At 65.3% G+C, this 24,489-nt stretch carries 19 protein-coding genes; 4 read left to right on the plus strand and 15 right to left on the minus strand.

Going from position 1 to position 24,489, the window contains the following annotated elements:
* Positions 1-8 precede the first annotated feature (8 nt).
* The 5 genes from FHW94_RS18730 to FHW94_RS18750 form a co-directional block, all read right to left on the minus strand.
* Positions 9-1,724: a hypothetical protein gene (locus FHW94_RS18730; RefSeq protein WP_168557364.1), complete on the minus strand. Its 1,716-nt coding sequence runs from the start codon at positions 1,722-1,724 to the stop codon at positions 9-11.
* A gap of 32 nt (positions 1,725-1,756) precedes the next feature.
* Positions 1,757-3,166, minus strand: a complete 1,410-nt coding sequence (locus tag FHW94_RS18735) for a hypothetical protein (protein WP_168557365.1) — start codon at positions 3,164-3,166, stop codon at positions 1,757-1,759.
* Between the two features lie 77 nt (positions 3,167-3,243).
* Positions 3,244-5,310, minus strand: a complete 2,067-nt coding sequence (locus FHW94_RS18740; protein ID WP_168557366.1) for a TonB-dependent receptor — start codon at positions 5,308-5,310, stop codon at positions 3,244-3,246.
* A gap of 35 nt (positions 5,311-5,345) precedes the next feature.
* Positions 5,346-6,059, minus strand: a complete 714-nt coding sequence (locus FHW94_RS18745) for an SDR family NAD(P)-dependent oxidoreductase (RefSeq protein WP_168557367.1) — start codon at positions 6,057-6,059, stop codon at positions 5,346-5,348.
* Positions 6,052-7,290 (minus strand): MFS transporter, encoded by a 1,239-nt coding sequence (locus tag FHW94_RS18750; protein ID WP_168557368.1) that lies wholly within the window; start codon positions 7,288-7,290, stop codon positions 6,052-6,054. The genes FHW94_RS18745 and FHW94_RS18750 overlap by 8 nt, the downstream gene beginning before the upstream one ends.
* A 368-nt stretch (positions 7,291-7,658) precedes the next feature.
* On the opposite strand from FHW94_RS18750, the gene FHW94_RS18755 reads away from it, so the two are divergent.
* Positions 7,659-8,663: a LacI family DNA-binding transcriptional regulator gene (locus tag FHW94_RS18755; RefSeq protein WP_168557369.1), complete on the plus strand. Its 1,005-nt coding sequence runs from the start codon at positions 7,659-7,661 to the stop codon at positions 8,661-8,663.
* A 30-nt stretch (positions 8,664-8,693) separates the two neighbouring features.
* On the opposite strand, the gene FHW94_RS18760 is transcribed toward FHW94_RS18755, so the two are convergent.
* Both FHW94_RS18760 and FHW94_RS18765 read right to left on the minus strand, forming a co-directional pair.
* Complete coding sequence (locus FHW94_RS18760; protein WP_168557370.1) at positions 8,694-10,118, minus strand: methyl-accepting chemotaxis protein; 1,425 nt, start codon at positions 10,116-10,118, stop codon at positions 8,694-8,696.
* Between the two features lie 197 nt (positions 10,119-10,315).
* Positions 10,316-10,726: a MarR family winged helix-turn-helix transcriptional regulator gene (locus FHW94_RS18765; protein ID WP_246866264.1), complete on the minus strand. Its 411-nt coding sequence runs from the start codon at positions 10,724-10,726 to the stop codon at positions 10,316-10,318.
* A gap of 132 nt (positions 10,727-10,858) precedes the next feature.
* Here FHW94_RS18765 and FHW94_RS23620 point away from each other — a divergent pair, with 132 nt between their 5' ends.
* Positions 10,859-12,079 (plus strand): FAD-dependent monooxygenase, encoded by a 1,221-nt coding sequence (locus tag FHW94_RS23620; protein WP_168557372.1) that lies wholly within the window; start codon positions 10,859-10,861, stop codon positions 12,077-12,079.
* 37 nt (positions 12,080-12,116) lie between these two features.
* Here FHW94_RS23620 and FHW94_RS18775 read toward each other — a convergent pair whose 3' ends face one another.
* The 6 genes from FHW94_RS18775 to FHW94_RS18800 form a co-directional block, all read right to left on the minus strand.
* Positions 12,117-12,998, minus strand: a complete 882-nt coding sequence (locus tag FHW94_RS18775) for an alpha/beta fold hydrolase (RefSeq protein ID WP_168557373.1) — start codon at positions 12,996-12,998, stop codon at positions 12,117-12,119.
* A gap of 1,256 nt (positions 12,999-14,254) precedes the next feature.
* The gene (locus tag FHW94_RS18780) at positions 14,255-16,183 is read right to left on the minus strand and encodes a CocE/NonD family hydrolase (RefSeq protein ID WP_168557374.1); all 1,929 of its coding nucleotides are present in this window, start codon (positions 16,181-16,183) and stop codon (positions 14,255-14,257) included.
* An 84-nt stretch (positions 16,184-16,267) separates the two neighbouring features.
* Positions 16,268-17,425 carry an FAD-binding oxidoreductase gene (locus FHW94_RS18785; protein WP_246866265.1) on the minus strand — a complete coding sequence of 386 codons (1,158 nt, stop codon included), beginning with the start codon at positions 17,423-17,425 and terminating at the stop codon, positions 16,268-16,270.
* Positions 17,426-17,439: 14 nt separating this feature from the next.
* Positions 17,440-19,029: an FAD-dependent oxidoreductase gene (locus FHW94_RS18790; RefSeq protein ID WP_168557376.1), complete on the minus strand. Its 1,590-nt coding sequence runs from the start codon at positions 19,027-19,029 to the stop codon at positions 17,440-17,442.
* Positions 19,026-20,282 carry a cystathionine gamma-synthase family protein gene (locus FHW94_RS18795; RefSeq protein WP_168557377.1) on the minus strand — a complete coding sequence of 419 codons (1,257 nt, stop codon included), beginning with the start codon at positions 20,280-20,282 and terminating at the stop codon, positions 19,026-19,028. The genes FHW94_RS18790 and FHW94_RS18795 overlap by 4 nt, the downstream gene beginning before the upstream one ends.
* Entirely contained in the window at positions 20,272-21,519 is a 1,248-nt protein-coding gene (locus tag FHW94_RS18800) for an aromatic ring-hydroxylating dioxygenase subunit alpha (RefSeq protein ID WP_168557378.1), read from the minus strand. Before FHW94_RS18800 ends, FHW94_RS18795 begins: the two co-directional genes overlap by 11 nt.
* Before the next feature lie 225 nt (positions 21,520-21,744).
* On the opposite strand from FHW94_RS18800, the gene FHW94_RS18805 reads away from it, so the two are divergent.
* Positions 21,745-22,686: a LysR family transcriptional regulator gene (locus tag FHW94_RS18805; protein ID WP_210425756.1), complete on the plus strand. Its 942-nt coding sequence runs from the start codon at positions 21,745-21,747 to the stop codon at positions 22,684-22,686.
* A 60-nt stretch (positions 22,687-22,746) separates the two neighbouring features.
* Positions 22,747-22,887 (plus strand): hypothetical protein, encoded by a 141-nt coding sequence (locus tag FHW94_RS18810; protein WP_168557379.1) that lies wholly within the window; start codon positions 22,747-22,749, stop codon positions 22,885-22,887.
* Positions 22,888-22,903: 16 nt separating this feature from the next.
* Here the strand turns inward: FHW94_RS18810 and FHW94_RS18815 are convergent, their stop codons facing one another.
* Both FHW94_RS18815 and FHW94_RS18820 read right to left on the minus strand, forming a co-directional pair.
* Positions 22,904-23,428, minus strand: coding sequence for a nuclear transport factor 2 family protein (locus tag FHW94_RS18815; RefSeq protein WP_168557380.1), 525 nt, complete (start codon positions 23,426-23,428; stop codon positions 22,904-22,906).
* Entirely contained in the window at positions 23,425-24,429 is a 1,005-nt protein-coding gene (locus FHW94_RS18820) for an NADP-dependent oxidoreductase (protein ID WP_168557381.1), read from the minus strand. Before FHW94_RS18820 ends, FHW94_RS18815 begins: the two co-directional genes overlap by 4 nt.
* Positions 24,430-24,489: the final 60 nt, after the last annotated feature.

The raw sequence follows: 24,489 nt of genomic DNA on the forward strand, positions 1-24,489 counted from the left end.
CGAACGGGTCAATTCACGATGATCGCACCCCGATAGGTGCCTGGCCGGATCGGCACGGTCTTGCCATCGATCTGCATGACCGCCTTGCCGCGCGTGGATTCCAGTCGCGCGCCCGGCGCGAGTGTCAGCGCGCGCAAGTACGATGGCCCCGTCACGGTCCAGCGGGAAGTGGCATCGAGGAAGACCTCCACGCCCGCGCTGCCCGCAACGAAGCCCGCCGTGTTCGTCACCCGGCCGATTTCCCGATAGGTCACGGCCGTGGGTTCCTTGCCCAGCGCCGGGGCAGTGGTGGATGTCGCGATCTGCCCGGCAAGCCTGGCGTTTGCAAAGTGCAGGATCATCGCACTGTTCCTGGACCGCGCGTTGAAGAAGTTGCCCGCCAGGCTCGTGTTGCGAAACGTGGCCACCACATCGGGGCTGGGTGCAGGCCCCTTCTTGTCGGCCTCGGCAACGCCGGGCGGCGGCGCGGCCATGCCGGCGGGAATTTCGCCGCGCATGATCGCCTTCATGAACGGATCGTCGTTATCCATCGATTGCAGGATTACGCCATTGCCGGCCTGGACCGTGGCACCGTCCACCAGCACCGTGGTGCCGATACCCTTGACCTCGATCGCGGTTTCCCGCGCGCGCAGATGGCTGCCCTTGTCGATCCGCAGGCTGCCGCCACCCTCGCCGGAATGCATCATCACGCCAAAGCGACCGCTTTCCACCAGCGTTCCGTCGGTAAACGTCACGCTGCCCTGCGCGGCCATGATGCAGCCGACATCGGCCGCGCGCACGATCGAATGCGCGAACGTGTCGATGCTGTCGCCGATCGAATAGCAGCCATAGCCGCTGTCCACCGTCTCGATCAGGCTGTCGTTGATGTACATCCGCACGCGCACGCTGTCGTCGGTGGAGACGGCCCCCCATCCCTGGGCGCGGATGTGCGAACGGTTGTAAAAGACCGTGCCGTTGCCCACCAGGTTGGTGGCGCGGACATTGCCGAAAAGCCCCAGCATCCAGGGCACTTCCATCATCTTGCCCATGTCGACGGTGAACTTGTAGTCGGGTGGCAGCGTGCCGTTGCGCACCTCGATCTCGGCGTCGTTGACATGGACAGTGGCATTGCCGCCCACGAACACTGCCGTGCGGATGGCGCCGGTGGTGCGGATGATCGGGCGGTCGATGGTCACATCGGCATCGTCGGTGGCCACGATCCCTGCGCCATATCCGGCAAAATCGTTGCCGCCGTTGCCGGTGAATTCGATGACCGGATGGTCGATGCGATAGGCACCCGTGCCGGCCACGACAATGCCGTTGAAACGTTCCCCGTGCGAGGTGATCGCGGCATTGGCCAGCACGCCATCGCTGGCCGTCGCCTGTGGCGAAAGCGCCGCGGTGACAGACTTGGCCGGCACCAGCACGCCGTTCTCGACATAGGCTGCGGCGCGGAAGTGGTGCAGCATGACCTTGTGGTAATCGACCGGGATGTCGTCGGTCACGGTCAGCGCCACGTTGCCGGTGTAATGGCCGGGCGCAAGCGGCATTTCCACGCCATCGACTGTCAGGGTCAGCAGCTTGCCCGCCGGCGCCGCCGGGACGGACTGCGGCGCGATTACAAGATCGCTGGTGGTGATGGAGGCAGCCACGATAGCCGGCGCGGTTTCGGCAAGAGCGGTTCCGCCGGCCAAGGCCAGCAGGGAAGCGCCGAGCAGCGAAGGGATCTTTGCATAACGGTGCATGGATGGTTTCCTATGGGCTGGAAGCGAGAGTTTTACGGGCGCACGACGATGAGCGTGCCGCCCGAAGGCAGCGGGCGAGGGCCGGCCGCGAGCGCGGGATCGGCGCTGATGGCCGTGACGGTGACCGAGCCGGGTGCATCGATCGCCGCCACGGCCGCCGGCGATGCCAGCGTGACGGTGGACGCGGCGCTGGCCCGCCAATGGCTGGCGGCATCGGCTGCAAACACCACATGATTGAGCGCACCTTCCAGCCGTGCGCCCTGGAGCGACAGAGTCAGCGTGCGGTCGGGATCGCTGTTGCTGACCGATCCAGCCTGCGTGGTCTGGCGCAGGACAAGCCGCACGCCGGGCACTCTGGCGCCGTCCGTCCGGGTAGCATTGGCATCATCGTTCTTGCGCATGTCCAGCAATTGGCCGCTCGCGCTGCGCAAGCTGCCCCCGGCAACGGTGATCGTGGCGTTGGCGCTCTTGACCAGAATTGCCGGGCCAGCGCTGGCCAGCGTCGTGCCTGTCAGGTTGAGCACCGCCACTTCCTGCGGATTGCCCATCACCGAATGGATCATCACCCCGTTGCGGCCAGCCGTACCGGTCACGCCATTCATGTCGATCTGCGCGGCGCCGGCGATGATTCCGGCTTCTGCGCCGCTTTCCACCCTGGTGCGGTTCAGCACCACATGGGCGCCGAAATCGGCATAGGCGGCATAGCCTCGGCGTTTGACCCGCAGCACGCAGTCGTTTGCTTCGACATAGAGGTGATCGCCCGCGGCATCGGTCGACAGCGCGCCCCAGCCATCCGCCTCGATCGTCGTGCGGTAGAAATATGCGCGCGCGTTGCTCATCGCCAGCACGGTGCGCGCCGTGCCATCGAGGCCCAAGGGTGGCGGCGGCTCCATCATCCCGGGCCCGATGTGGCGGACATAGCCTGACGGCAGCGGCCCTCCCGCGGCCACCAGGACCGAGTCATAGACCCGCAGCGTCGCGCCTTCGGCCACGGCCAGCGCCGATGCCACCGCGCCCGCCGTGCGGATCGTGGCATGGTCGATCACCACAGCCGCGTTTTCGCGCACCAGGACACCGGCACCGATGGCGAGGAAATCGTTCTTGCCCTGGCCCTTGAGGTCTATCTGCGCACGGCGCAGCGTAAAAGCGCTGCGGCCGCCGCTGACGATCACGCCGTTGTAGCCATCACGCGTCAGATGGAGTGAAAGCCCGGTGGAACCGCTGGCGTCGAGCCGTGGCCCGGCTTGGCCCTGCACCAAGACACCCTCGCGCACGGCGATGGCGCTCTGGTAGTGCGTATCGGCCATCTTGGGCATGGCCGGCGGTGGGCCGGGCGGCGGGGCACCGGCCGGTTGGGCAAGCGCCAGCAGTGGCCAGGCAATGGCCGGAACGGCCAGTGCGCGCGCGCCGACGCGCTGCACGAGCGAATGGGGGGGGACCATGAAATCCTGCCTTCCAAGGAACAGAGGGGAGGAAGAAGGCGGGCGCTGCCGCCAAAGCAGCGCCCGCGGCTGCCCGATCAAAAGCGCGCCGAAGCCGTCACGCCATAAGTCTTGGGAGCGGCGACAGTGACGTAGCCGACGAAATAGCCGGTCTTCACCGCCTTGTTGGTGATGTTCTTCATGTACGCGGTGAGGCTGTAGCGATCGTTGGCCGATCGCCAGGCGAGCGAAGCGTCCAGCGCGCCATAGGCTTCCTGCGTGGCACCAGCGGTGTTGTTGGGCGCAAGATATTGCCGCGTCACATAGCGGGCATCGGCCCGCGCGGTGAGCGAGCCCGCGCCTGCCATGTCGAACACATGCTGATAGCCGCCCTTCACCGTCCAGCGCGGCGCGTGCGGCAGCCGCTCGCCCTTGAAGTTCACCGGGGTGAAGGGATCGGACGGGTGCAGGATCAGATCGCCCTCGATCCGCGAGGCGAGATAAGTGGCGCTCAGGTTGACCGTATCGGCCGCGCTCAACGCGGCCTGGGCATCCAGCTCCAGACCATAGTTGCGCGCATCCACATTGTAGAACACCAGGTTGGGCCCGGTGGCGCCGATGAAGAAGTCCACCACCTGATAGTTCGAATAATCGTAGTAGAACCCGCTCAAATTGAACTGCAGCCGGTTGTCGAACAGGCGGTTCTTGAGACCGGCCTCATAGGCATGGAGCCGTTCGGGCAGGAAGGTCTTGCCATCGAATGGGCTCACCCCACCGGGGCGAAACGCGCTGGAGGCCGTAACATAGGCCAGCGAATGCGCGCCGACATCGTATTCCACGCCAGCGCGGTAATCGAAGAAGCTGTTGCTCAGTCGGCCACCCACGATGTTTCCGGCAGAATCCGTCCCGCTGGCGCGGCGCCGGTCCCAGGTCTCGCGCATGCCGCCCACAAGCCGCAGGCCCGGCGCCACAGGTACGGTAACCTGCCCAAATACCGCATTGGAAATGCCCCGGTTGTAGCTGTAGCCGGCGGTGCTGCCGTACGTGGCGTTGTCGAGCGAAAAGGTGAACTGGCTGTAGTCATAATGATAGAGGCCCACGATCCACTGCACCGGGGCGCCGGGTGCGGCGGCATAGCGCAGTTCGGCGCTGCCCTGGTCGATCTTGGCCGGGTCCTGGCCATAGGTGCCGCGGCCGCCGAACACACCGTTGTTCACGCCGTGGCCGTGCTGGTAGGCGGGAATGAACGTGACGGTGCCCGGTCCCACTTTCCAGTCGACCTGGCTCCACGCCTTGTAGCCAAAGTAATCCTGGCCACCGATGCTGGAATCGGCCGTGGTATAGGGTTTGCCGGCGTCGAAATTCGCCACCTCGACCGCGCCGCTGCCGTGGCCCTTGAGCCAGGCGCCTTCGAAGCCGGTGAGGACCGAAACGTCGGCGCTTGGTTCCCAGAGCAACTTGGCGCGCACGCCGGCGCCTTTCTGGTCGCTGTGGCCGTTGTTGAGATAGCCATCGCGGGAAATGCCAGTGCCCGAAACGCGCAAGGCCACCGTATCGGCCAGCGGCAGGTTGATCATGGCCTCGCCGCGCACAAGGTTGTAATTGCCGGCGCCCACCGTGATGGCCATCGCGCGATCGCCCAGCTTGGGATTGGCGCTGATCATGTTGACCACGCCGGCCGTGGCGTTGCGGCCATACAGCGTGGACTGCGGCCCGCGCAGCACCTCGACGCGCTCCAGGTCATAGAAACCCAGCGTGTTGGATTCGGCGCGGATCGAGTAGACGCCGTCGAAATTGGTCGAAACCGAACTTTCGCCCACGCCGGATGGCGTGTCGGTGCCAAGGCCGCGAATGGCGATGACCTGCCCGCGCGCGGCGCCCTGCACCTCGACCCCCGCAACGCCCTTGAGAACTTCATCGGCAGCAGTCTGCGCCATGCGCGCCACGGCCTCGCCGCCCACGACCGAGATCGACATCGGGGTCTTTTGCAGCGTGGAAGCGGTTTTCTGCGCCGTCACGATGATATCGCCGAGCGAGACCTTGCCCTCGCCGCCATTGCTGTCGCTATCGCCCTGGGGCGGGGCAGCATCGGCCGCATGGGCTGGCGCACAGACCACGGCCAGGCACAGTGCCGGCAAAGCGCGGGCGTAAATCGACTGTTTCATACATCCTCCCATTTTTTGATTTGAATGCAATGCTTTCACCAGGCGGTGGCGCCTCCATCGACGGAGAAATCAGCACCCGTCACGTACCGGGCCTCGTCGCTGCCAAGCCAGATCGCGGCAAAGGCGATGTCCTGCGGTTCTCCCAGCATCGGCAGCATGTTCTTGGCGAGGATCTGCGCCTTGAGCGCCGGGTCGGCAGCCAAGTGGCGATCGGTTGCCGCGGTGCGGATGAAACCAGGCGAAATGGTGTTGGCCCGCACCCCGTGCGGCGCACCTTCCATGGCCAGTTGCCGCGTCATTGCCAGCACGCCGCCCTTGCCCGCGCAATGCGCCAGCGCGGCCGATCCCGGCAGCGCATGATAGGCATTGGCACTGGCAAAGTTGATCACGCTGGCCCGGCCGCTGGCCTTGAGCAAAGGCCAGGCAGCGCGGGTGGGCAGGAACACGATGTCCAGTTCGCACGCCAGAGTGCGCTTCCAATCCTGGTAGGAAAGCTCTTCGATCCAAGCGAACACGGCATAGGCCGCCGCGTTGACCAGAATATCGATCCGCCCATGCGTTTCCCCGATGCGGCCAAACAGCGCCGTAACCGCAGCTTCGTCGGTCAGATCGCAGGCGTGGTCACACCCGGCCTGGTCCACGCCAATGACAGTGGCGCCCTGGTCGGCGAACGCTGCGGCCACGCCCGCGCCAATGCCGTTGGCCGCGCCAGTGACGACGGCCACTTTTCCCGCAAGCCGCTCAGCCATGGACGCCGACTTTCAGCCCGGCCTCGTCGATGTCGCCCACCCGGGCAATCCGGCTGGCGCACAGCAGCAGGACAACCAGCCCCGCCACCGCACCGCCCGACATCACGGCAAAGGCGTTTTGCAGGCCGCCGGCATGGGTGGCGGCAAAAGTCACCACTACGGGGCTAAGGAACTGCCCCAGGGCAAAGGCGCTCTGCCACATGCCCGCGCCGCGACCGCGCACTTCAAAGGCCAGCAGGCTCATCGCCCAGACCAGCAAGGTCGGCAGCAGCAGGCCAGCGCCAAGCTGGTTGATGAAGCACCCCACCACGAAAGCACCGGTCGTTTCCGCGCGGCCCATCAGCAGGAAGCCGACCGCCAGAAAGCCGAATTCGATCACCAGCAGACGCTGCACCGGCCAGCGCCCGATACGCGAATAGATGAATGTTCCCAACGGCACGCCGATGCTGGCGATCGAGGTCAGGAAGCCGGCGCGCGCCGGGTTCGTAACGCCAAGCAAGGCAAGGCCTGCCGAAGCCTGGATCTGCACGGTGTAGAAGAAGATCGCGCCATAGACGGTGATCGCAAGGATCAGCAGCATGCGCGCCCAGGGAAATCCGGCCCAGCCACGCGCCGGCGCCTGTCCGGCGGCTGCAGCGCCGCCGTCTTGCGCCGCTGCATCCTTGGGCTCCCACGTGAAGCAAAGCACCAGCGCCAGCATGAGCAGGGCCGAAAGATAGACCCAGAACGGCGTGCGCCAGCCGAAATTGCCCAATTGGCCGCCGATGTTGAAGAACAGCAGCGCCGATACCGAGGCGAACGCGGTTTGCGCCGCCAACCATTTGTCGCGCGCGGCACCGTGAAAGTAATCACCGATCATCGTGGTCGAGAGCACCATGATCAGCGCCTCGGCGATGCCCACGCCGACACGACTGACCAGGATCGCCCCCAGATCCCGCAGGAACACCGGTGCCACGCCCACGATCGCATAGATCACGAACGACGCAACCAGCAGGCGCCGCCGCCCGAACACATCGCCGAGCAAGCCTGCCAGAGTCGAAAACAGCGCAATGCACAGTGCCGGGATCGTCAAGATCATGGGCACCCAGTATTCATGCCCCGGCACGCCGGAAAATTCGGCCAGTATCCCCGGCAGGACCGGCGCCAGCAAGACGATCGCCATGGTCGAAAGCGTGATCGGCAACAGCAACGCTATTCCCGTCATCGCGCCTGGATTTCTGTTCTGTCTCATCTGTGCTCCTTGGGGATCGCGCAAAGACGGGCGGCCGCGCGCCCACACCGGGCGACCCTGGCCAAGCCTGCCGCTTCAACATCAAGCAATGTCGGACGCCCCTTTGGCTGGGGGCGCCGCAAGGCGGGGCATGCGCAAACCGCGGCTTCGGCAATGGCCGAGTACCACTGCAATCGCTCCCACCTTTGGGCGTGACGCTTTCGCGCGTCGCTGTTTCTCTCCCGATATGTAGTGCGCTGAATGACCGTGTTTGCGGGGATTCGACAAATTCAATTTGGCAATGGATGGCTATCGGAGAAATCGGATCGCGGCTTTGCAATCCTTCCCAGTGCTGTTACCGCTGCGATCATGCAACGAAACATGTCATCGTGAACGGGCGGCGCGCTACGGGTGCCGACGTCGCCCGCGTGGCGGGTGTCTCCAAATCCGCCGTGTCGCGCGCGTTCACCGGCGGCCTGGTGTCTGAAGACGCGCGGCAGCGCATCCTCGAGGCGGCGCGGCTGCTGCGCTACCGTCCCAATGCCAATGCCCGCTCGCTGATCACCAGCCGGTCGCGCTTGCTGGGGCTGGCGATCACCAGCCTCGACAACCAGTTCTATCCGGCGCTGGTGGAACAGCTCCATGAACGCGCAGCGGCAGCTGGCTACCGCATCGTGCTGTTCATCACCCATGGCCAGGCGAGCCTCGACCCGGTTCTGGACGAACTGCTGCGCTACCAGCTCGACGGCGTGATCTTTGCCTCGTCCAGCCTTGCCACGCTCGCCGCGCGCGAATGCCTTGCGGCAGGACTGCCGGTGGTCATGCTCAACAATATCGATCCCGAAGAACGCATTCCCGGCGTCTGCGCCGACAACGCCCATGGCGCACGCGCCATTGCGGCCTATCTGCTTGGGCAGGGACGGCGCCGGCTGGGCCTGATCAGTGGCCTGGCGGAAAGCTCGGCCGGATCCGAACGCGCGCTGCATTTCAAGGATGCGGTGGCTGAACATGCCGAAGCGCGCTTGCTGCAGGCCTGTGGCGAATTCACCGCCGAGGGGACCTATCGCGCCGTGCGCGACCTGCTGGACCGGCCCGATCCTGCCGATGCGCTGTTCTGCGTGACCGACTTCATGGGTCTGTTCGCGGTCCAGGCGGTGCGGGACCTGGGCCTGGTTCCAGGCCGCGAAGTGGCGGTGTTCGGGTTTGACGATGCCCCGGCGGCCGGCTGGCAAGCGTTCGAACTGGCTACTTATGCCGCGCCCTTGGAAGCGATGGTCGATCGCACGCTCAGCGTCCTGATCGACCAGATTGAAGAGGGCAACACCGTCACCGGCGTTGAACGCCTCAAAGGCGAACTGGTCCTGCGTGCCAGCGGCGGGACGCACCGCACCTGAAACCCCGTGCGATCCCGTTGCCAATGACGATCAGAACTCCGACCAGTTTTCGGCCACAGCCAGGTTCGTGGCCACTGGCCGTTGCACGGGCACAGGCACGGGCATGGGCGCGGGCGCGATGACGCGATCGCTTGCCAGCATGGCTGCCGTTTTGGGCGCTGCGATGGGGGTGGCGCCGGTCCGGGAAATGTGGAATCCCTGAACAAGCTGAGACAGCCGGGCCGATTGATCGGCCAATTGCCGTGCGGCCGCGTTGCTCTGTTCCACCATCGCCGCATTTTGCTGGGTCATGCGGTCCATTTCGCCGGCAGTGGCGCTGACACGCTCCAATGAGTTGGACTGGCTGGCCGCTGATTCGGCGATCGCGATGACCGATGTCGCGATCTGGTCGATGCTGTCGACGATGGCGGCAAGCGCGTCACCGGTCGCGCCGACCAGGCCCACGCCATCGCGCACCTGCTCGGTGCTGGCATTGATCAACGTGCGGATCTGGGTTGCCGCGTCCGCAGACCGCTGGGCCAGTGCCCGCACTTCGGTGGCGACCACGGCAAAGCCCTTGCCACTTTCGCCTGCGCGCGCCGCTTCCACGCCGGCGTTCAGCGCCAGCAGATTGGTCTGGAAGGCAATCCCGTCGATGACCGAGATGATCTGGGCAATCTCGTCCGAAGAATTCTGGATGCCGGTCATGGCCGCTACTGCCTTGGCCACGACGGTGCCCCCTTGCCGCGCCTCCACCTGAACATCGCGCACGTTCTGCGCAACGGCTTGCGCGGCCGCGGCGTTGCGCTGCACCGTCTGCGTCACTTCGGCAATGCCCGATGTGCTTTGCTCGAGCGCCGCGGCCTGCTGCTCGGTACGCGCCGAAAGATCATCGGATGCAGAACGGATTTCTGCAGAGCCGTTGAGGATGTCGGCAGCGGAATGGGCCACGCCATGGAACGCGGCATCGAGCGCTTCAGCCGCGCTGTTGAAGTTGTCGCGCAGCTTGCCGTATTCTCCGGGCAAGGTCTCATCGACGCGCGCCGTCAGGTCGTTGGCGGCCAATCGCCGAAGGGCGCCGGCCATCGCCGTAACGACGCGCTGCTGGATCGCCGCGTCCTCGCGCAGGACCACCGCCTGCTGTCGAAACGTGGCCATCGCCCGCGTCAGACGCCCGACGCAATCCTGATAGGCGGTAAAGCTGACCGGTGAATCCAGGTCACCGGCGGCCAGCGCTTCCATGCGCAAGACCGTGGCGACATAGGGATCGCAGATGGTCTTGCCAGCCCAGGCAAGCATGGCCACCGATGCGAGAGATAGCGTCAGGATGATCAGCGTAACGGCGTGGCTGGTCACGATATCTTCGACCACGACGATGACGACGGCAACGGTCGCCACCGCCAGAATCGCCTGCATCGCCACGAGAAAGCGAAATTTGGTGCGGATCGGGGCAATTTCCCTGAACCATGACAGCATGGGCCACTCCGATATCCAGCCGCGCCCAACACGCAGCACAACAGACTCACACGAATGCAGGCACCTTAGCGCGCGGTCCGTTAGCCTTGGTCTATAGCCGCCCTAGGTAGTTGGCCCCATTCCGCCGCACGTGCCGGGCGCGAATGGCAAGCGGGCTCTTTGCCCTGCCCCGCTTGCCTGTCGCGGCAAACCCCCGCCTAGGCTTCCCGGTCCCGCTCGGCTGGGTCGGCCTGCACCGCATCTGCAAAGCGGCGCATCAGCCGGACAAGGTCGGCAACATCCTGCTCTGGCCAATCGGCAAATATCGCGCGCGCCATGGCCTCGCGCGCCATGTCGATCTTGTCGGTCAGGGTTTTGCCCTGGGGAGTAATCGTTGCCTCACGCACACGGCCGTCCGCCTGGCTAGCGCGGCGTTCAACCAAACCGAGGCTTTCGAGCTTGGTAACCTGGCGGCTTACCGTCGTGTAATCGCGTCCCACGCGGTCGGCCAGGTCGACAATGCCGATCGGCCCAAGCCGCTCGACCATCACCAGCAGCGGAAACAGCGCGCGATCGAGCGCGATGCCCGCCTCGCGCACCATGGCCTCGTCGCGCTGGGGACGATTCATCACACTGACGATATCGATCAGCGCCCCGTGCAGCTCCCGCAGGAGAGCGGAATTAAGTGTATTATGCACTTTTAAATTTGACTCCGATCGACCATCCCGATATGCGTGCATAATACACACATGGAGTTTGCTATGACAAACGGTTTCGCGGCGGATGTGCTGATCTGCGGCGCAGGTGCCGCTGGGCTGACGCTGGCCATCGACCTGGCGCGGCGAGGCATCTCGTTTCGCCTGATCGACAAGCTGGAGGAACCGTTCCGCGGTTCGCGCGGCAAGGCGATCCAGCCCCGTACCCAGGAAGTTTTCGAAGACCTTGGCATCATCGATCGGATCCTTGCCCTGGGCGGCCCCTACCCCAGGCAGCGCGCGTACCAGCAAGACGGCAGCTTCATCGACTCCGACATGATGGAAGCAGGTTTGCCCACGTTCTCGGAACCGTACCCATTGCCGCTTACCGGCCTGTCGCGCGACGTATGGCACCGCTTCGGCCTGGATGATCGGCAACGCCAGATTTCTGCCTGCCCGCTGGCCGGAACCGATCTCTTCCAACTGCAAGGACCGGTCGCGATGAATGGCGAGGTGGATCTGTCTGCGCAGGGCTTGACGACGCTGCTGCGCGAGCGGTCCGCCCGGCACGATCTGCTGGTGCATTCGGTATCCTGGGCATCGGCTTACAAAATGAACGCGCGGCTCGCCGATCGCTATCGTGCGCAACGCACCTTCCTCGTCGGCGATGCCGCGCACACGCATCCGCCGACCGGCGGACAGGGGCTGAACACCAGCGTTCAGGATGCCTACAATCTCGGCTGGAAGCTGGACGCGGTCATTCACGGTGCTCCGCTTGCGCTGCTCGACACCTATGAAGCCGAACGCCGCCCCGTCGCACAAGCGATGGTTGGACTAGCAACCGGGCTGCTCGATGCGCTGAAAAGCGGCGACATGCGCCGCGGGCGCAATGTACACCAACTCGATCTTGGCTATCGGGAATCGCCGCTCGCGATGCCCACGCCCGGTCGATCGGGAGACCTGCAGGCCGGAGACCGCGCGCCCGATGCTCTGGTTCGCGATGCGGCGGGCCAGCAGCACCGATTGTTCGATCTGTTCAAAGGGCCGCACTGGACGCTGCTTTGCTTTGGCACCGCCCCACTCGCGGCCAGGCCTGGCCTGCAAGTCCACGCAATCGGAAAACACGGTGCCTTTGCCGACGACGCCGGACAATTTCAGGCCGCCTATGGCGTCCATCCCGGCGACTGCGTTCTCGTCCGCCCGGACGGCTATATCGGCGCGATCATCGTCGATCAGGCCACCACGCTCGATGCCTGCCTAGCACTGGCCGGGCTTGACCCGACCTAGGCTTCGGCCTTCCCCAGATATAACCGCACCGCAGCGATCATGGCCGGAATTGACCCAACCAATTCACCAATTTGCTCGCCAGGGCTATGCGCATGTCGGAAAAGCTGTGGTCGGTATCAAGCGTCTCGGCCTCCAGATGGACCGCACCTGCCTTGCGCGCGGCGACGGCTGCCGTTGCCGCCATGGCGCCAATCCCTCGCTTGGCGCCTATGAGCGCCAGCGGGCGCCCTGCCAGTGCGGGCATCGTCGCCACGAGATCCAACGCCGGGCCCGCGTGGGCCACCTCGTCCATGATCATGGCCTCGCTGGTGCCGGCCAACGGGGGCATGTCACCGCGCACTTCCCCCACCAGGAAAGCTTCGCGTTGCTTGGGATCGGAAAAACTGCGCCCGATCGCGGCAATATCGGCCGGATCGATCAGGAACACCCCAACAACTTTCGGATCATCTGCACCAACCCGCGCCGCAACGATGCCTCCAAGGCTATGCCCGGCAACCGCGATGCGAGATGGGTCGATGGCAAATTGCCGGACGGCCTTGTCCGTTCGCAGATAGGCCAGCACGTTGGCGGCATCGGCCTGGCAATGGGCAAACGAATAGCTGCCCGGGCTGCCCCATGATCCGCGGTAGTGAAACGTCAGCACGTTCCAGCCCGCCCGGCGCGCGGCTTGGGCCAGGTCAAGGTTCTGCTCGTTGCCGGGAAAACCATGAAGCAGCAGCAGCGTCGGATGGGGGCCAGCCCCTGCCGCCGTATACATCACCGCGTTCAGCGCACCATCGGCAGAAGGAATGACGAAAGCCGCCAGGCCGGCCGGGTGACGCGTGTCGACCGGCGGATCGGCGACCACTGCATCAGGTATCTGTGCCGCCAAGGCAGCGACGGGCAATGCCAGCAACAAAGGTAGAAGTGCCCGCCTCATCATGACCCCTTACGCAGAATTAGAAACGCATAGTGCGTGCTGGGCGGCCAGAACACAAGCGAGGCTGGTCCAGGCATTCAAGCGAGCGCGACGTGACCAAGGGCCAATCACCAAAGGACTGGCCCCCGTCCAGAGTACAAAAATGTTGCGGTGTACGCCCACTTCGCCTGAAACCGTTTATTGGGCTTGTGTCGATCGAGTGGGACATCTGCCTGGGCGCCACCTCCTGCACCGGTAGGTCAGGAATGGTCTAAAACTACGGCAACCGATGACGATCTGCCAAGGAAAGCATCTTTCCTAGAGCATGGAGGACCTTCGGGCGACTTGAGGCTGTTTTCACCCACGCAGGCAACCGTGCGAATGCCGTCAGTGCGAAACCCTTCCCGCGTTCGCGCAGCATAGCGCCAAGGTAGTATTGAAGATCAACGGCATGCCTTCGGTTGACTGCCCATAGTTCCTTATCGCCAACTTTCGTTTTCAAAAACAAGGGGAGACCAAAAAAGGGATCGCAGCCCTGTTGGAGCCTACGACAAAAGCCACAACCCGATCGACGGTTTGGGGGCTCTTTTCCTGAAAAACGAGGTTTGGCAACAGGATTTTCAATCGAAATTCTGGTGCCGCAACTCCCGCATCGTTGAGTACCCTCGTCTGTCGTGTCCTTGTTTTCTCTTCTTGTCGAGCAGCTGAAACAGGTCAAATTGGCCATGTTTGCAAGATATCGGCCGTCCATCGTTCCAGGGGCGACATTGGCAGGGCCCTTGCAATTGGGACATTCCACCCATAACCCTGCTTCATCCTCAAGGTAGTCGAAAATCGATGAGCTTGGGTCGATTGCTCGTGCCGTTTTACGTGTTCCACGCTGCATTACATAACAATAAAGCTGCAAGGACACACAGGCAAGGCAGTACGTCCGACAGAGCGCCGCTGCCCCAACTACCGAACTTGGGCATTTCGGCTCACGCGCCAACGAGCGGACGGAATCCCGCCCCACGCAGGCGCCCCGAGCGGCCCAACAGCCTGTGTAAATGCCTGAGAACTTGCTTGCGATCGGTGGCGCAGCCAGTCCGATTGCAGGGCAGGTACCATTTACCCAGACTGTCTTCGTTCTGCGAGACTATGCTCGGCATCTCTTCCATGTAAGTGCGCATGGCGTTCGACAGCCGGAGGAGCACCCCGCAAAGGCGGGATCAACACCGTTGCCAGCCATTGTCCAACCTTATGATGGGCCGACCGGTTCGTTTTCTAAACCGCCGCGCCTACTGCGCCGCCACCGGGAGCACCACGGCGCTGGCCGTACTGCCGCCGAACCACACGCTTTGCGTGGCCTTGCGATAATCGCCGGGCTTTGCAAACATGATGTTGGGTACGAAGGTCTGCGGGTTGCGGTCGTAGAGCGGGAACAAGGTGGACTGCACCTGCACTTTCAGCTTGTGCCCCGGCAGGAACACATGGTTCACGTTGGGCAGTGCCCAGTGATAGTGCACCACTTGCCCCGGCTTCAAGGCAGCGGGCTGGGCAAAGCTCTTGGCATAGCGGCCGCGGAAAATCTCGATGCCGATCGGCAGTTCGTATCCGGCCATCGACGGGCGGCCGCCCTGGTCGGCCGCCTCGGGCACGTCGTTGGGATAGACGTCGATCAGCTTGACCACCCAGTCACTGTCGGTGCCGGTGGTGGCGGCATAGAGGTCCACCTCGGGCGCGCCCATGATGTGCACCGGCTTGTCGAGCGTGGCGGTCTGCCATTCGGACACGTCGGGCCGGCCGGAGACGAAACGCTGGTCGTGCACCAGCCAGGGCTTCCACTGCGCGCCGTCTTCCATGTCGATCGGGCGCGGAATGAACGGCACCGGGTGGGCCGGATCGCTGACATAGTCATCGTGCCCGGCGGCGGCCGGCTTGGCAAAGCTGGCGCTGCCTTTGGCGTCGAGATAGAGCGGCGTGCCCTTGCCCATCGGCCAAGCCGCGCTTTCCTGCCACTGGTTGATGCCGGTGGCATACGTCAGCACGGGCGGCGTATGCGGATCGGGCGCATCCTTCAGCCAGTGGTCCAGGAACGGCTTGAGATATTTCACGCGCCATTCGCGCGCGGTGTCCCCGGTGAAATCCAGCGCGCCCAGGCTCGATCCGCCGTGGTTGGCGCCCGAATGGCGCCACGGGCCGATCACCAGCGTGACCATGTCGTTGTTCTTGTCCTTGGGCTCCAGCGCGCGATAGACGGCTGGCGCGCCATAGCTGTCTTCCTGGTCCCACTGCCCCACTTCGATCATCGTGGGCACGGTCAAGGGCCGGGCCGCCAGCCACTTGTCAACCGCCTGGAGAGACCAGAAATCGGTATAGGCCGGGTTTTCCAGCCATTTGCGCACGCCGGGGACCTGGGCAATGCCCAGCTTGGCCGCAAAATCACCCACCGATCCCGCTTCTAGCCAGCGGGTGTAATCATCCCCCTTGCCCAGCGCGAATTCACCGCCACCGTCGCCCTTGTTGAACCCCTGCGTCGTGGCATAGCTGAGCGAGGAAACCCGGAACGCGCCGTTGTGGAACCAGTCGTCGCCCATCCAGCCATCGACCATGGGGCTTTCCGGCACGGCGGCCTTCAACGCGGGGTGCGGGTTGATTTCGGCCATCAGCGTGGTGAAGCCCAGGTAGGACGAGCCGATGATGCCCACCTTGCCGTTGCTTTCCGGCACGTTCTTTACCAGCCAGTCGATCGTGTCATAGGCATCGGTCGATTCATCAATGCCCGTGGTGTTAAGCGGCCCGGCGATCGGCCGGTTCATGATATAGGTGCCTTCCGAGCGGTGCATGCCGCGAATGTCCTGGTAGACACGGATATAGCCGTCCTCGGCAAATTCGGCGTCCATCGCCTCGAGAATGTCGACGATGCGCTGGCTCGCCACGCGATGGGTCGATCCATGGGCATCGTAGGGGGAGCGCGAGAGCAGGATCGGCCCGCCCTTGGTGCCCTTCTTCATCACGATCACGGTATAGAGCTTGGTCCCGTCGCGCATCGGCACCATCGCTTCGCGCCGGATGAAATCGGCAGACGGCAGCACCTGATCGAACGCGTCCACCACATCGGGCGTCATCGGCGTGACGGCAGCCGGCGCCGCGCCTTGCGCCAAGGCCGGGGCGGCCAGCGCCAGCGTGAGAAACGAAGCCGATGCCAGGGACAGGATGGAGCGCATGGGGGGCACTTTCAGCAGGAAACACGCGCAAGGCAGTTGCGCGCGAAACCTTCTAACGCCGCATCCCGCAAAGAAAAGCGCCGATTATGCCGCCTGCGCCAAGGGATCCCACCCGCGCTGGCTGCGCCAGTCGGCAGGCAGGTCGGCAAAGCGCGACAGCGCCAGCTTGTCGATTTCGGCAAAGCTCACTTGCCCGTCGATCACCAGGTCGCGGATCGCGTGGCCAGACGCAGGCGAAAGCCCGAACCCGACGCCCGACATCGTGGCGATGGTGACATTGTCCGGGTGGCGCAGCCGGTCGATGATCGGGCGCCCGTCGGGCGTGTTCTCGATAATCCCTGACCATGAGCGGATCACGTTCAAGTGCGCCGCGCCGGGCAGCAGTTCGGCCACGCGCCGCGCCAGGTTGCGCGCCAGCGGCGTGGCGGGCCGCGCCGACGGGCCGGCGGGATCGGTGTCGATCCATTCGTGCGGCCCGCCGCCATAGGCAAGGTTGCCGCGCAGCGTCTGCCGGCCATAGAGGCCGTTGCCATCCACCCCGCCCCAGCGCATCAGCGGCGCCGGCTCGGTCACGATCATTTCCGCGCGCGCGGCGGCCAGCGGCACGTCAACGCCCAGCGGCGCCATCAGCCCGGCAATCTGCGGCCCGGCGGCCACCACCAGCGCATCGCAGGAAAACGTGCCCTGCGGCGTCACCACCCCGGTGGCGCGCCCGCCCGCCACCTCGATAGAGAGTGCCGGGCAATGCTGGAGAATGCGCCCGCCCAGATCCTGCGTGGCCCAGGCATAGGCCTGCACCGTGCGCTGCGGATTGGCATGGCCACCAAAGCGCAAGTGGATGCCGCCCAGGCAGTTGTCCCCGGCCAAGGGCACCATCTCGCGCGCCTGCTGCGCGTCGATCCTGTCCACCCGATAGCCCATGTCGCCGCACATGCCGGCGATATAGTGATAGTGGTGCAACTGCCGCTCGCTGACCGCGATGATCACCCGCTCGCGCTGGTATTCGGTGGGATAGCCCAGCAGCTTGTCCATCAGCGGCCACATCCGCTGCTCCTCGTCGAACAGCGGGCTTTGATAGTGGGAGGCGCCACCGCCGTTGCGGCTGGAGGCTTCCCAGCCGACCACGCCCTTGTCGAGCACCATGACATCCACGCCCGAACGCGCCAGCCACCATGCCGCCGAAAGGCCCGTAACCCCTGCCCCGATCACGATGACCGAAGCGCCATTTGCCGATTTCGTCATGCCGCGTCCCGTCATCAAAGGTGCATGTTGCCGCCCAGCGCTTCGCGGTGCATCGCTTCGCGCTCGGTGCCGATGTCACGATAGGGCGTCCATTGCGTGGGAATGCCGAACCACACGTCCCAGCCCTCGCGCATGGCTTCGGCCTCGTTCCAGTCGGCCAAGACTTTGAGCGCGAGCGGCCGGACCGGCGCGCGCCAACCCGCGCGCGGGGCCTGCTCCACCGGCAGGTTCGATCCCATCGCCAGCAGCATGCCCACCTGTTCGCGGCAACGCCGCGCCTGGCAGGCGCCCATGCAGGCGCGGGTCAGGCGCTTGATCTGTTCCTGATCGGGCGGGCCATCGGCCAGCAGCGTTTCCAGGCTGCGGCAGCCGAGTTTTGCCGGGCGCGGCAGATAGTTCGGCGGTTGCACGCCCAGCAGGTCGGCCCGGCTCACCTCCTCGCACTGGCACACGTGCACAGTCTCGGGCGTGGCCGCCACCAGCGCGCGCAGCCAGGCCTGGCGATAGGCCAGCCGGTCGAACGCCTCGGGCGCGGATTCGGCAAGCGCCTGCTCCATCCCCAAAGCCTGGCGTGCCACGGCGCGGCCTTGCGCGGCGGCGGCGTCTTCGCTCTGGCCCAGCCCGGCGCAATCCCCGGCGATGAACATGCCCGGCACGGCCTGCCCGGCCAGCGCCTGGGGCACATGGCCACCGCGCGCGCTGTCGGTGACGATGCGCCCGCCCGCCACGTCGAGCAGTTCGATCGCCGGCACCACGTCCACCGCCATGCAGATCGTGTCGCAGTCCAGCGTCTGCCCCGGTCCATCGCCGCCCACCGGGCCGATCACTGCGGCGCGCACCCCGTCGATGCCGCTGGGCGCACCCCGGATCACCGTGCCGCAATGGATCGGCACGCCCATGGCTTGCAAGGCGGCCACTTTGGCAGGATCGCCCTGCGGCGCGGGCAGCACTTCGATCAGCGCGGCGACCTCCAGCCCCTTGTCCAGCGCCAGTTGCGCGGTATCGAGCGCCAGATCGCCAGACCCCAGCACCACCACGCGGCGCCCGGCAAAGGCATCATAGCGCGTGAGCAGCGCATGCAGCCCTTGCGCGCCCATCACGCCGGGTTGCGCCCAGCCATCGAAGGCCAGCGCCAGATCGCGCGCGCCTGTAGCCAGCACGATGGCCTTGAAGCCCACGGTCCACGAACGCTCCTCGTCGGCCAGGCCCAGCATCGGCTCGGGCAGCGCGCCCAGGTTGGCACGGTTGCGCCACAGGCCCCAGGCATAGACGCCCAGTTGCACGTCGATGCCGGCGTCGAACGCCTGCTCGAACAGCGGCTGCGCCATGAACACCTGCTCGACCATGCGCGCCTTGGCCTGCACCGCGCCGGTCATGCGCCCGCCGAACCAGAATGGCACATCATTGCCCATCTGCGCAGGCGAAACCGGATGCTCGTCCACCAGCAGCACACTGGCGCCGTGCGCGGCGCCTTCCAGCGCGGCGGCCAGGCCCGCCGGCCCGGCGCCCACCACCACCAGATCGTAATGCGCATCGGCGCCCGGCAGCTTGCCGTTGACGGCATGGGCATCGGTGCCGGTGAAGTCTTCGTTGCTGTCGCTCACACCACCTCCAGCGCCTGCGCCAGGTCGGCGATCAGGTCATCCTCGTGCTCGATCCCCACCGACATGCGGATGGTGCCGTCGGTAATGCCGCCCGCCAGGCGCTTTTCGGGCGCCACGGCATAGTGCGTGGTGCTGGCCGAATGGCACACCAGGGTTTCCGATCCGCCCAGGCTGACCGCCACTTTCATCAGGCGCAGCGCATCAAGCATGCGGAAAGCTTCGGCCTCTCCCCCCTTGAGGTGGAACGAAAAGGTCGATCCCGCGCCGCTGCACTGCCGGTCGAACACCGCGCGCTGCGGGCTGCCCTCAGGCAGGAAGCCCAGGTAGGTGATGCCCGCCACCTTGGGATGGTCGCGCAGGAATTCGGCTATCACGCGCGCATTGCGCATCGCCCGTTCGGACCGCACATGCACGCTTTCCATCGAACGCAGCACCAGCCAGCTGGTGAAGGGATCGAGGTGGCTGCCCAGCGTGGTGCGCAGCAGGCGCAAGGGCGCGATCAGGCCAAGCCGCCCGGAAACCCCGCCCGCGAGCAGATCGCTGTGCCCGCCGCAATATTTGGTTAGCGAGGTCATGCACAAGTCCACCCCCAGCGCGATGGGGCGCTGGGCGAACGGCCCGAGCAGGGTGTTGTCGCAGACCACCACCGGGCGGCGGCCGGTGCGCGCACCGATCTCGTCGGCCAGGGCCACGATCATCGGCAGGTCGGTGATCGCCGCCGTCGGGTTGGCCGGAGTTTCGATCACGATCATCGCCAGCGGCCCGGCGGCCAGCGCCTGGTCCGCCTGGGCGCGCACGTGATCGGCGTCGCAGCCATCGGTAATGTCGAACGGCGTCACGCCGAACTGCGGCATGAACTGGTTCAGCAGCCCGTCGGTGCCGCCATAGATCGGGCGCGAATGCAGCACGCTGTCGCCCGGGCGCAAGTGCGCCAGCGCAATCGCGCTGTGCGTGGCCATGCCCGAGGCAAAGACGGCGGCGCTTTCCGCCCCATCCACCGCCGCCAGCCGGCTTTCCAGCATGTCGAGATTGGGATGGCCCAGGCGCGCATAGATGTGATGCGTCTGGCCCACTTCCGGCCCGGTGCCGTCGAAATAGGCCTCGTGAATGGCCTTGGCCTGGGCGGCGGATTCATAGACGAACGTGCTGGTCAGGTAGACCGGCGGCTTGGCCGCGCCGCCGGCGCTGGCGGGGTCGTAGCCATGCGCCACCGCCAGGGTTTCGGGCCGCACGCCCGGCGCGTCAGGCCGCATGGCTCAGGCCCTTCACCGCCGGGGCTTCTTGGCCCAGCTTTTCCTCCAGGTATTCCCGTGCCTTGGCGCAGTACCAGTCGACAAAGCGCACCACCAGCACTTCGGCCTCGGGCGAATAGGGGCCGGGGGTGTAGCCGGGGCTGTCCACGCCCTGCTGGTTGTTTTCGGCCAGTTCCTTGTCCTGCAGGTTGGTGGTGTTCCATAGCTGGACGAGGGCGGCGCGGTCGTAATCGACGCCTTCCACCGCGTCCTGGTGCACCAGCCACTTGGCCGTCACCAGCGTTTCGCGCGGGCCGATCGGCATCGCGCTGAAGAAGAACAGATGGTCGCCCACGGCATGGGCAAAGCTGTGCGGCTCCAGCGCCCAGCGCAGCGAACCGACATCGCCATTACCCGCCGCGACCATCGGCTTGGCCACCAAGGGCTGCCCGTCCATCGACATCGACTGCATGCCGGGATTGAGCGGGAAGCGGATCGCCTGCCACCAGTCTTCGCCCACCGGGCCGAGCGGCAGGCCCAGTTCCTGCATCCGCGCTTCGTATTGCGCGGCATGGTCCGCCTCGCCGAATTCGAAATACGCCGATGCGCTGACCGGAAAGGTGCGCGCCAGCTCCGGGTGGGAGGCCTGGCAATGATAGCATTCGCGCCCGTTTTCCAGCACCAGCTTCCAATTGGCATATTCGGTCAGCGTCTCGACATGGGCGACTTTGGCATGGGCCAGGTCGTGCGGCGCCAGCAGCGCTTCCATCTCTCGCCGGAAGGCTTCGAACGGCGGAGGATTGTCGGCCAGGCAGATGTAGATCACACCAGACACCACCTCGATCCGCACTTCGCGCAGGCCATGCTCGGCATTGTCGAAATCTTCGGGCATGCGCGCCGCGCTCAACAGCGAACCATCGAGGTTATACGTCCAGCGGTGATAGGGGCAGACCAGGCGCGGCGAACGGCCCGTGCCTTCCTTGCACAGCATCGCGCCGCGATGCCGGCAGGAATTGTGAAACGCGCGGATCGCGCCTGCCTTGTCGCGCACCAGCAGGATCGGCCAGCGCCCCACCTTGAGCGCGGAATACGACCCCGTTTCCGGCAGTTCGCAAGTGAAACCGGCCATCAGCCACGACCGGCCATAGATCGCGGCCATGTCGAAATCGAACATGGCCGCATCATTGTACAGCGCCTGTGGCAGGCTGTGGCCGGGGCGGCGTTCGTCCAGCTTGGCCTTGATGTCGACCAGGTTCACCCGTTTGCGTCCTTCTCAATATGGTCCGCCGGGTTTGGCACGGCGCGCCCGGCGCCCGCGAATCCGATTAAGTCATGCCCGCATGCGATTTTCGCCGTGGCGGGGCTTGCGCAAAAATCCGATGGAATTGACGCAGATCAAGGAAGCGCGCATTTCTGGCAAATCCAGGCATGCCTCAAGGGAGCCACGACCATCGGACCGAACGGGCTCATCAATCGTCGCTGGTTGCCCCTCAATGCCTTGCGCGCGTTCGAGGCGGTGGGCCGCTATCTGAGCTTCACGGCGGGCGCCCAGGCGCTGACCGTGACGCAAAGCGCGATGAGCCGGCACGTGAGCAGCCTGGAAGACCTCATCGGCAAGCCCCTGTTCGAACGCAGCGCCTCGGGCCTGAAGCTGACGGCGGCGGGCGAAGTCCTGCTGCCGGTGGTCAGCAAGTGCCTGGACCGGATGGAACAGACGCTCAACGTGGTGCGCAACCAGGACATGGAAAGCCGCCCCTTGCGCGTGCATATCCCGCCCTCGCTGCTCTACCAGACCGCGCTGCCGCTGATCCACGGGTTCCGCCGTGAGCACCCCGAAATCCGCATCGACGTGTCGACGTCCAACGTTACCGGGGCGCCGCCGGGCAATCTTGACATGATGATCGTGTTCGACCGGCCCAACGTGGGCGACATGGTCACCGACTTGTTGTGGATGGTGCGCGTGGCGCCGCTGTGCTCCCCCGCCACGTGGGAACAGCACAAGGGCAAGTCGCTGGAGGAATTCCTCAATTCCGCCGACTTGCTGCACGTGAAGCTGGAAGGCGAGGCGCGCGGCCTGTTGTGGAGCAGCTATGCCGACCAGCAGCGCATCGCGCTCGATTGCACCGACGGCCTGGCGTTCGACACCGCCTTTTCCGCCGTGCGCTATGCCATCGGCGCTTCGGGCGTGGTCCTGGCCGATATCGACATGTTCGCCCCCGAAATCGCCGCCGGCAACCTGGTAATGCCATTCGATGCCGTCGCTGCCGATGGCTATGGCTATTATCTCAAACTGCATGCCGAAGACCTGTCGGACCCGGCGATCTACCTGTTTCGCGAATGGATCATCCGCCATTTCGCCCAGCCGCGCGGCCAGGAAGACACCGCCGAGGCCGAGCACAAGGCGCAGATCGTAGCCAAGGTCTAAGGCCGGGTGGAAGCCAAGCACGAAGCTGGCAATTTCATTTCAATATGTTACGATACGCAAATGGCAAAACTCACTCCCTTTGGCGCCCTGCTGGTCTGCGCCGTGATCGGCCTGTTGACCCATAAGTTCGGGCTGTGGTTTCCCATCGGCATCGTCGCCTTCCTCGTGGTGAGCGTGATCCAGAACAGGCAGCGCGGTTGAGCGCTGCCGGCCCGCCTCAGGTTTGGGCCGGGCGATCCGACGGGTCTGTGCCACCGCGCCCGCTGCGGATGGTCTGCGGGCCGTTGATGTATGCCGCTCCACTTGCCGGCGTATCGGTCGCCCAATCGCTGACCAGCGTGCGTCGGGCGATGCGCCATTGTCCGACGCGGCAAGCGTATTCATCCACATAGCGGCCAGCGATAAACAGGTCGCGCGCTTCGCCTTGCGCACCGGTCACGCCGTGCCACGCTTGGAAATAGCATTCGCCGCGGGCGTGGCCCGCATCGTGGATGGCGATACGGCATTGCCCCAGCATGTGGTGGCTGGCCTGCATCTGCCCGAGAAAGCCGAAGGCAAAGATCACGAAGCCATCGAGATTGCCGGCATAGACGCCACAATCGATCTGCGCATCGGGATGAAACGCGCTGCGGAACAGCGCTTCGTCCAGCCGGTCCAGCCCGCGCATGTAGCGGGCGAGCGCATCGCCGATGTCGCGCCGCGCGCAATAGTCGGCCAGGGGATCTTCAAGTGCGCCGATCATAGCTTTACCACCACTTTGCCCAGGCTCTTGCCGGTCAGCATGCGGTCATAGGCGACCAGCACGTTTTCCAGGCCCAGGGTTTCATCCATGTCGGACACCAGCTGCCCGGCCTCGAACCAGGTCTTGAGTTGCGGCAGGAATTCCGCGCCGCGATGCAGGAAATCGGGAATGAAGAACCCCTCCACCCGCAGCCGCCGCATCAGGATCTGGTCAAACCGCGCCGGCCCCGGCAGGGGCGCGTCGGCATCATAGGCCGCGACCAGCCCGCACACCGCCACACGCCCGTAATGCGCCATGTTGGGCAGCACGGCATCGAGCAGCGGGCCGCCAACATTGTCGAAATAGCCGTGCACGCCGCCATCCACTTGTGCCAGCCGCGCCGCGACATCCTCGTGCTTGTAGTCGATCGCCTGGTCGATCCCCAGGTTTTCCACCAAGTATCGGCACTTGTCCGGTCCACCGGCAATGCCGATCACGCGCAGGCCCAAGTTGCGCCCGATCTGGCAGGCCAGGCTGCCGGTGGCCCCGGCAGCGGCGGAAACCACCAGCCATTGTCCCGTCGCCAGGCCGAGTACTTCGCGCACGCCGACATAGGCGGTCCACGCATTCATCCCCAGCGCGCCGAAATGCTGTCGGATGTCGGCCACGCTTTCGTCCACCGCCACCAGGCCGGCGGCATCGGGCAAGACCGTGCTGAACCGTGCCCACTGCCCAAAGCCGCGCACCAGCGTGCCCTCGGCAAAGCGCGCATCGCGGCTTTCGCTTACCCGCCCCAGCACCAGCCCCATCATCTTGGCGCCCAGCGGCAGCGGCGGTTGATAGCCATCGGTGCGCGCGCTCATCCACATGCGCGTGCCGGCATCCATCGACAGGTATTGTGCCGCGATGCGCACTTCGCCCGGCGCCAGCGGCGGCAATGCCTCTTCGCATAGTGTCAGCGCGCTGGCGAAATCGTGGCCTTGCGGCCGCGCGTCCAATCTCCAGAATCGGTTGTGCGCCACGGCCTTGGGCCTCCTCTCCTATCGTTGGGTGGTTTGCTGCCCGCTGGCCCACACGCCGCC

The sequence above is a fragment of the Novosphingobium sp. SG720 genome (genome assembly GCF_012275365.1).
Classification (GTDB): domain Bacteria; phylum Pseudomonadota; class Alphaproteobacteria; order Sphingomonadales; family Sphingomonadaceae; genus Novosphingobium; species Novosphingobium rhizosphaerae.

What these genes read in the sequence shown, in the direction of transcription:
- FHW94_RS18815 (WP_168557380.1), bottom strand. Translation starts at nt 23,428, where the DNA reads ATGATCGGCGCACTTGAAGATCCCCTGGCCGACTATTGCGCGCGGCGC.
- FHW94_RS18745 (WP_168557367.1), bottom strand. Translation starts at nt 6,059, where the DNA reads ATGGCTGAGCGGCTTGCGGGAAAAGTGGCCGTCGTCACTGGCGCGGCC.
- FHW94_RS18730 (WP_168557364.1), bottom strand. Translation starts at nt 1,724, where the DNA reads ATGCACCGTTATGCAAAGATCCCTTCGCTGCTCGGCGCTTCCCTGCTG.
- FHW94_RS18765 (WP_246866264.1), bottom strand. Translation starts at nt 10,726, where the DNA reads ATGAATCGTCCCCAGCGCGACGAGGCCATGGTGCGCGAGGCGGGCATC.
- FHW94_RS18795 (WP_168557377.1), bottom strand. Translation starts at nt 20,282, where the DNA reads ATGCGGCCTGACGCGCCGGGCGTGCGGCCCGAAACCCTGGCGGTGGCG.
- FHW94_RS18780 (WP_168557374.1), bottom strand. Translation starts at nt 16,183, where the DNA reads ATGCGCTCCATCCTGTCCCTGGCATCGGCTTCGTTTCTCACGCTGGCG.
- FHW94_RS18775 (WP_168557373.1), bottom strand. Translation starts at nt 12,998, where the DNA reads ATGAGGCGGGCACTTCTACCTTTGTTGCTGGCATTGCCCGTCGCTGCC.
- FHW94_RS18785 (WP_246866265.1), bottom strand. Translation starts at nt 17,425, where the DNA reads ATGACGAAATCGGCAAATGGCGCTTCGGTCATCGTGATCGGGGCAGGG.
- FHW94_RS18760 (WP_168557370.1), bottom strand. Translation starts at nt 10,118, where the DNA reads ATGCTGTCATGGTTCAGGGAAATTGCCCCGATCCGCACCAAATTTCGC.
- FHW94_RS18735 (WP_168557365.1), bottom strand. Translation starts at nt 3,166, where the DNA reads ATGGTCCCCCCCCATTCGCTCGTGCAGCGCGTCGGCGCGCGCGCACTG.
- FHW94_RS18750 (WP_168557368.1), bottom strand. Translation starts at nt 7,290, where the DNA reads ATGAGACAGAACAGAAATCCAGGCGCGATGACGGGAATAGCGTTGCTG.
- FHW94_RS18810 (WP_168557379.1), top strand. Translation starts at nt 22,747, where the DNA reads ATGGCAAAACTCACTCCCTTTGGCGCCCTGCTGGTCTGCGCCGTGATC.
- FHW94_RS23620 (WP_168557372.1), top strand. Translation starts at nt 10,859, where the DNA reads ATGACAAACGGTTTCGCGGCGGATGTGCTGATCTGCGGCGCAGGTGCC.
- FHW94_RS18740 (WP_168557366.1), bottom strand. Translation starts at nt 5,310, where the DNA reads ATGAAACAGTCGATTTACGCCCGCGCTTTGCCGGCACTGTGCCTGGCC.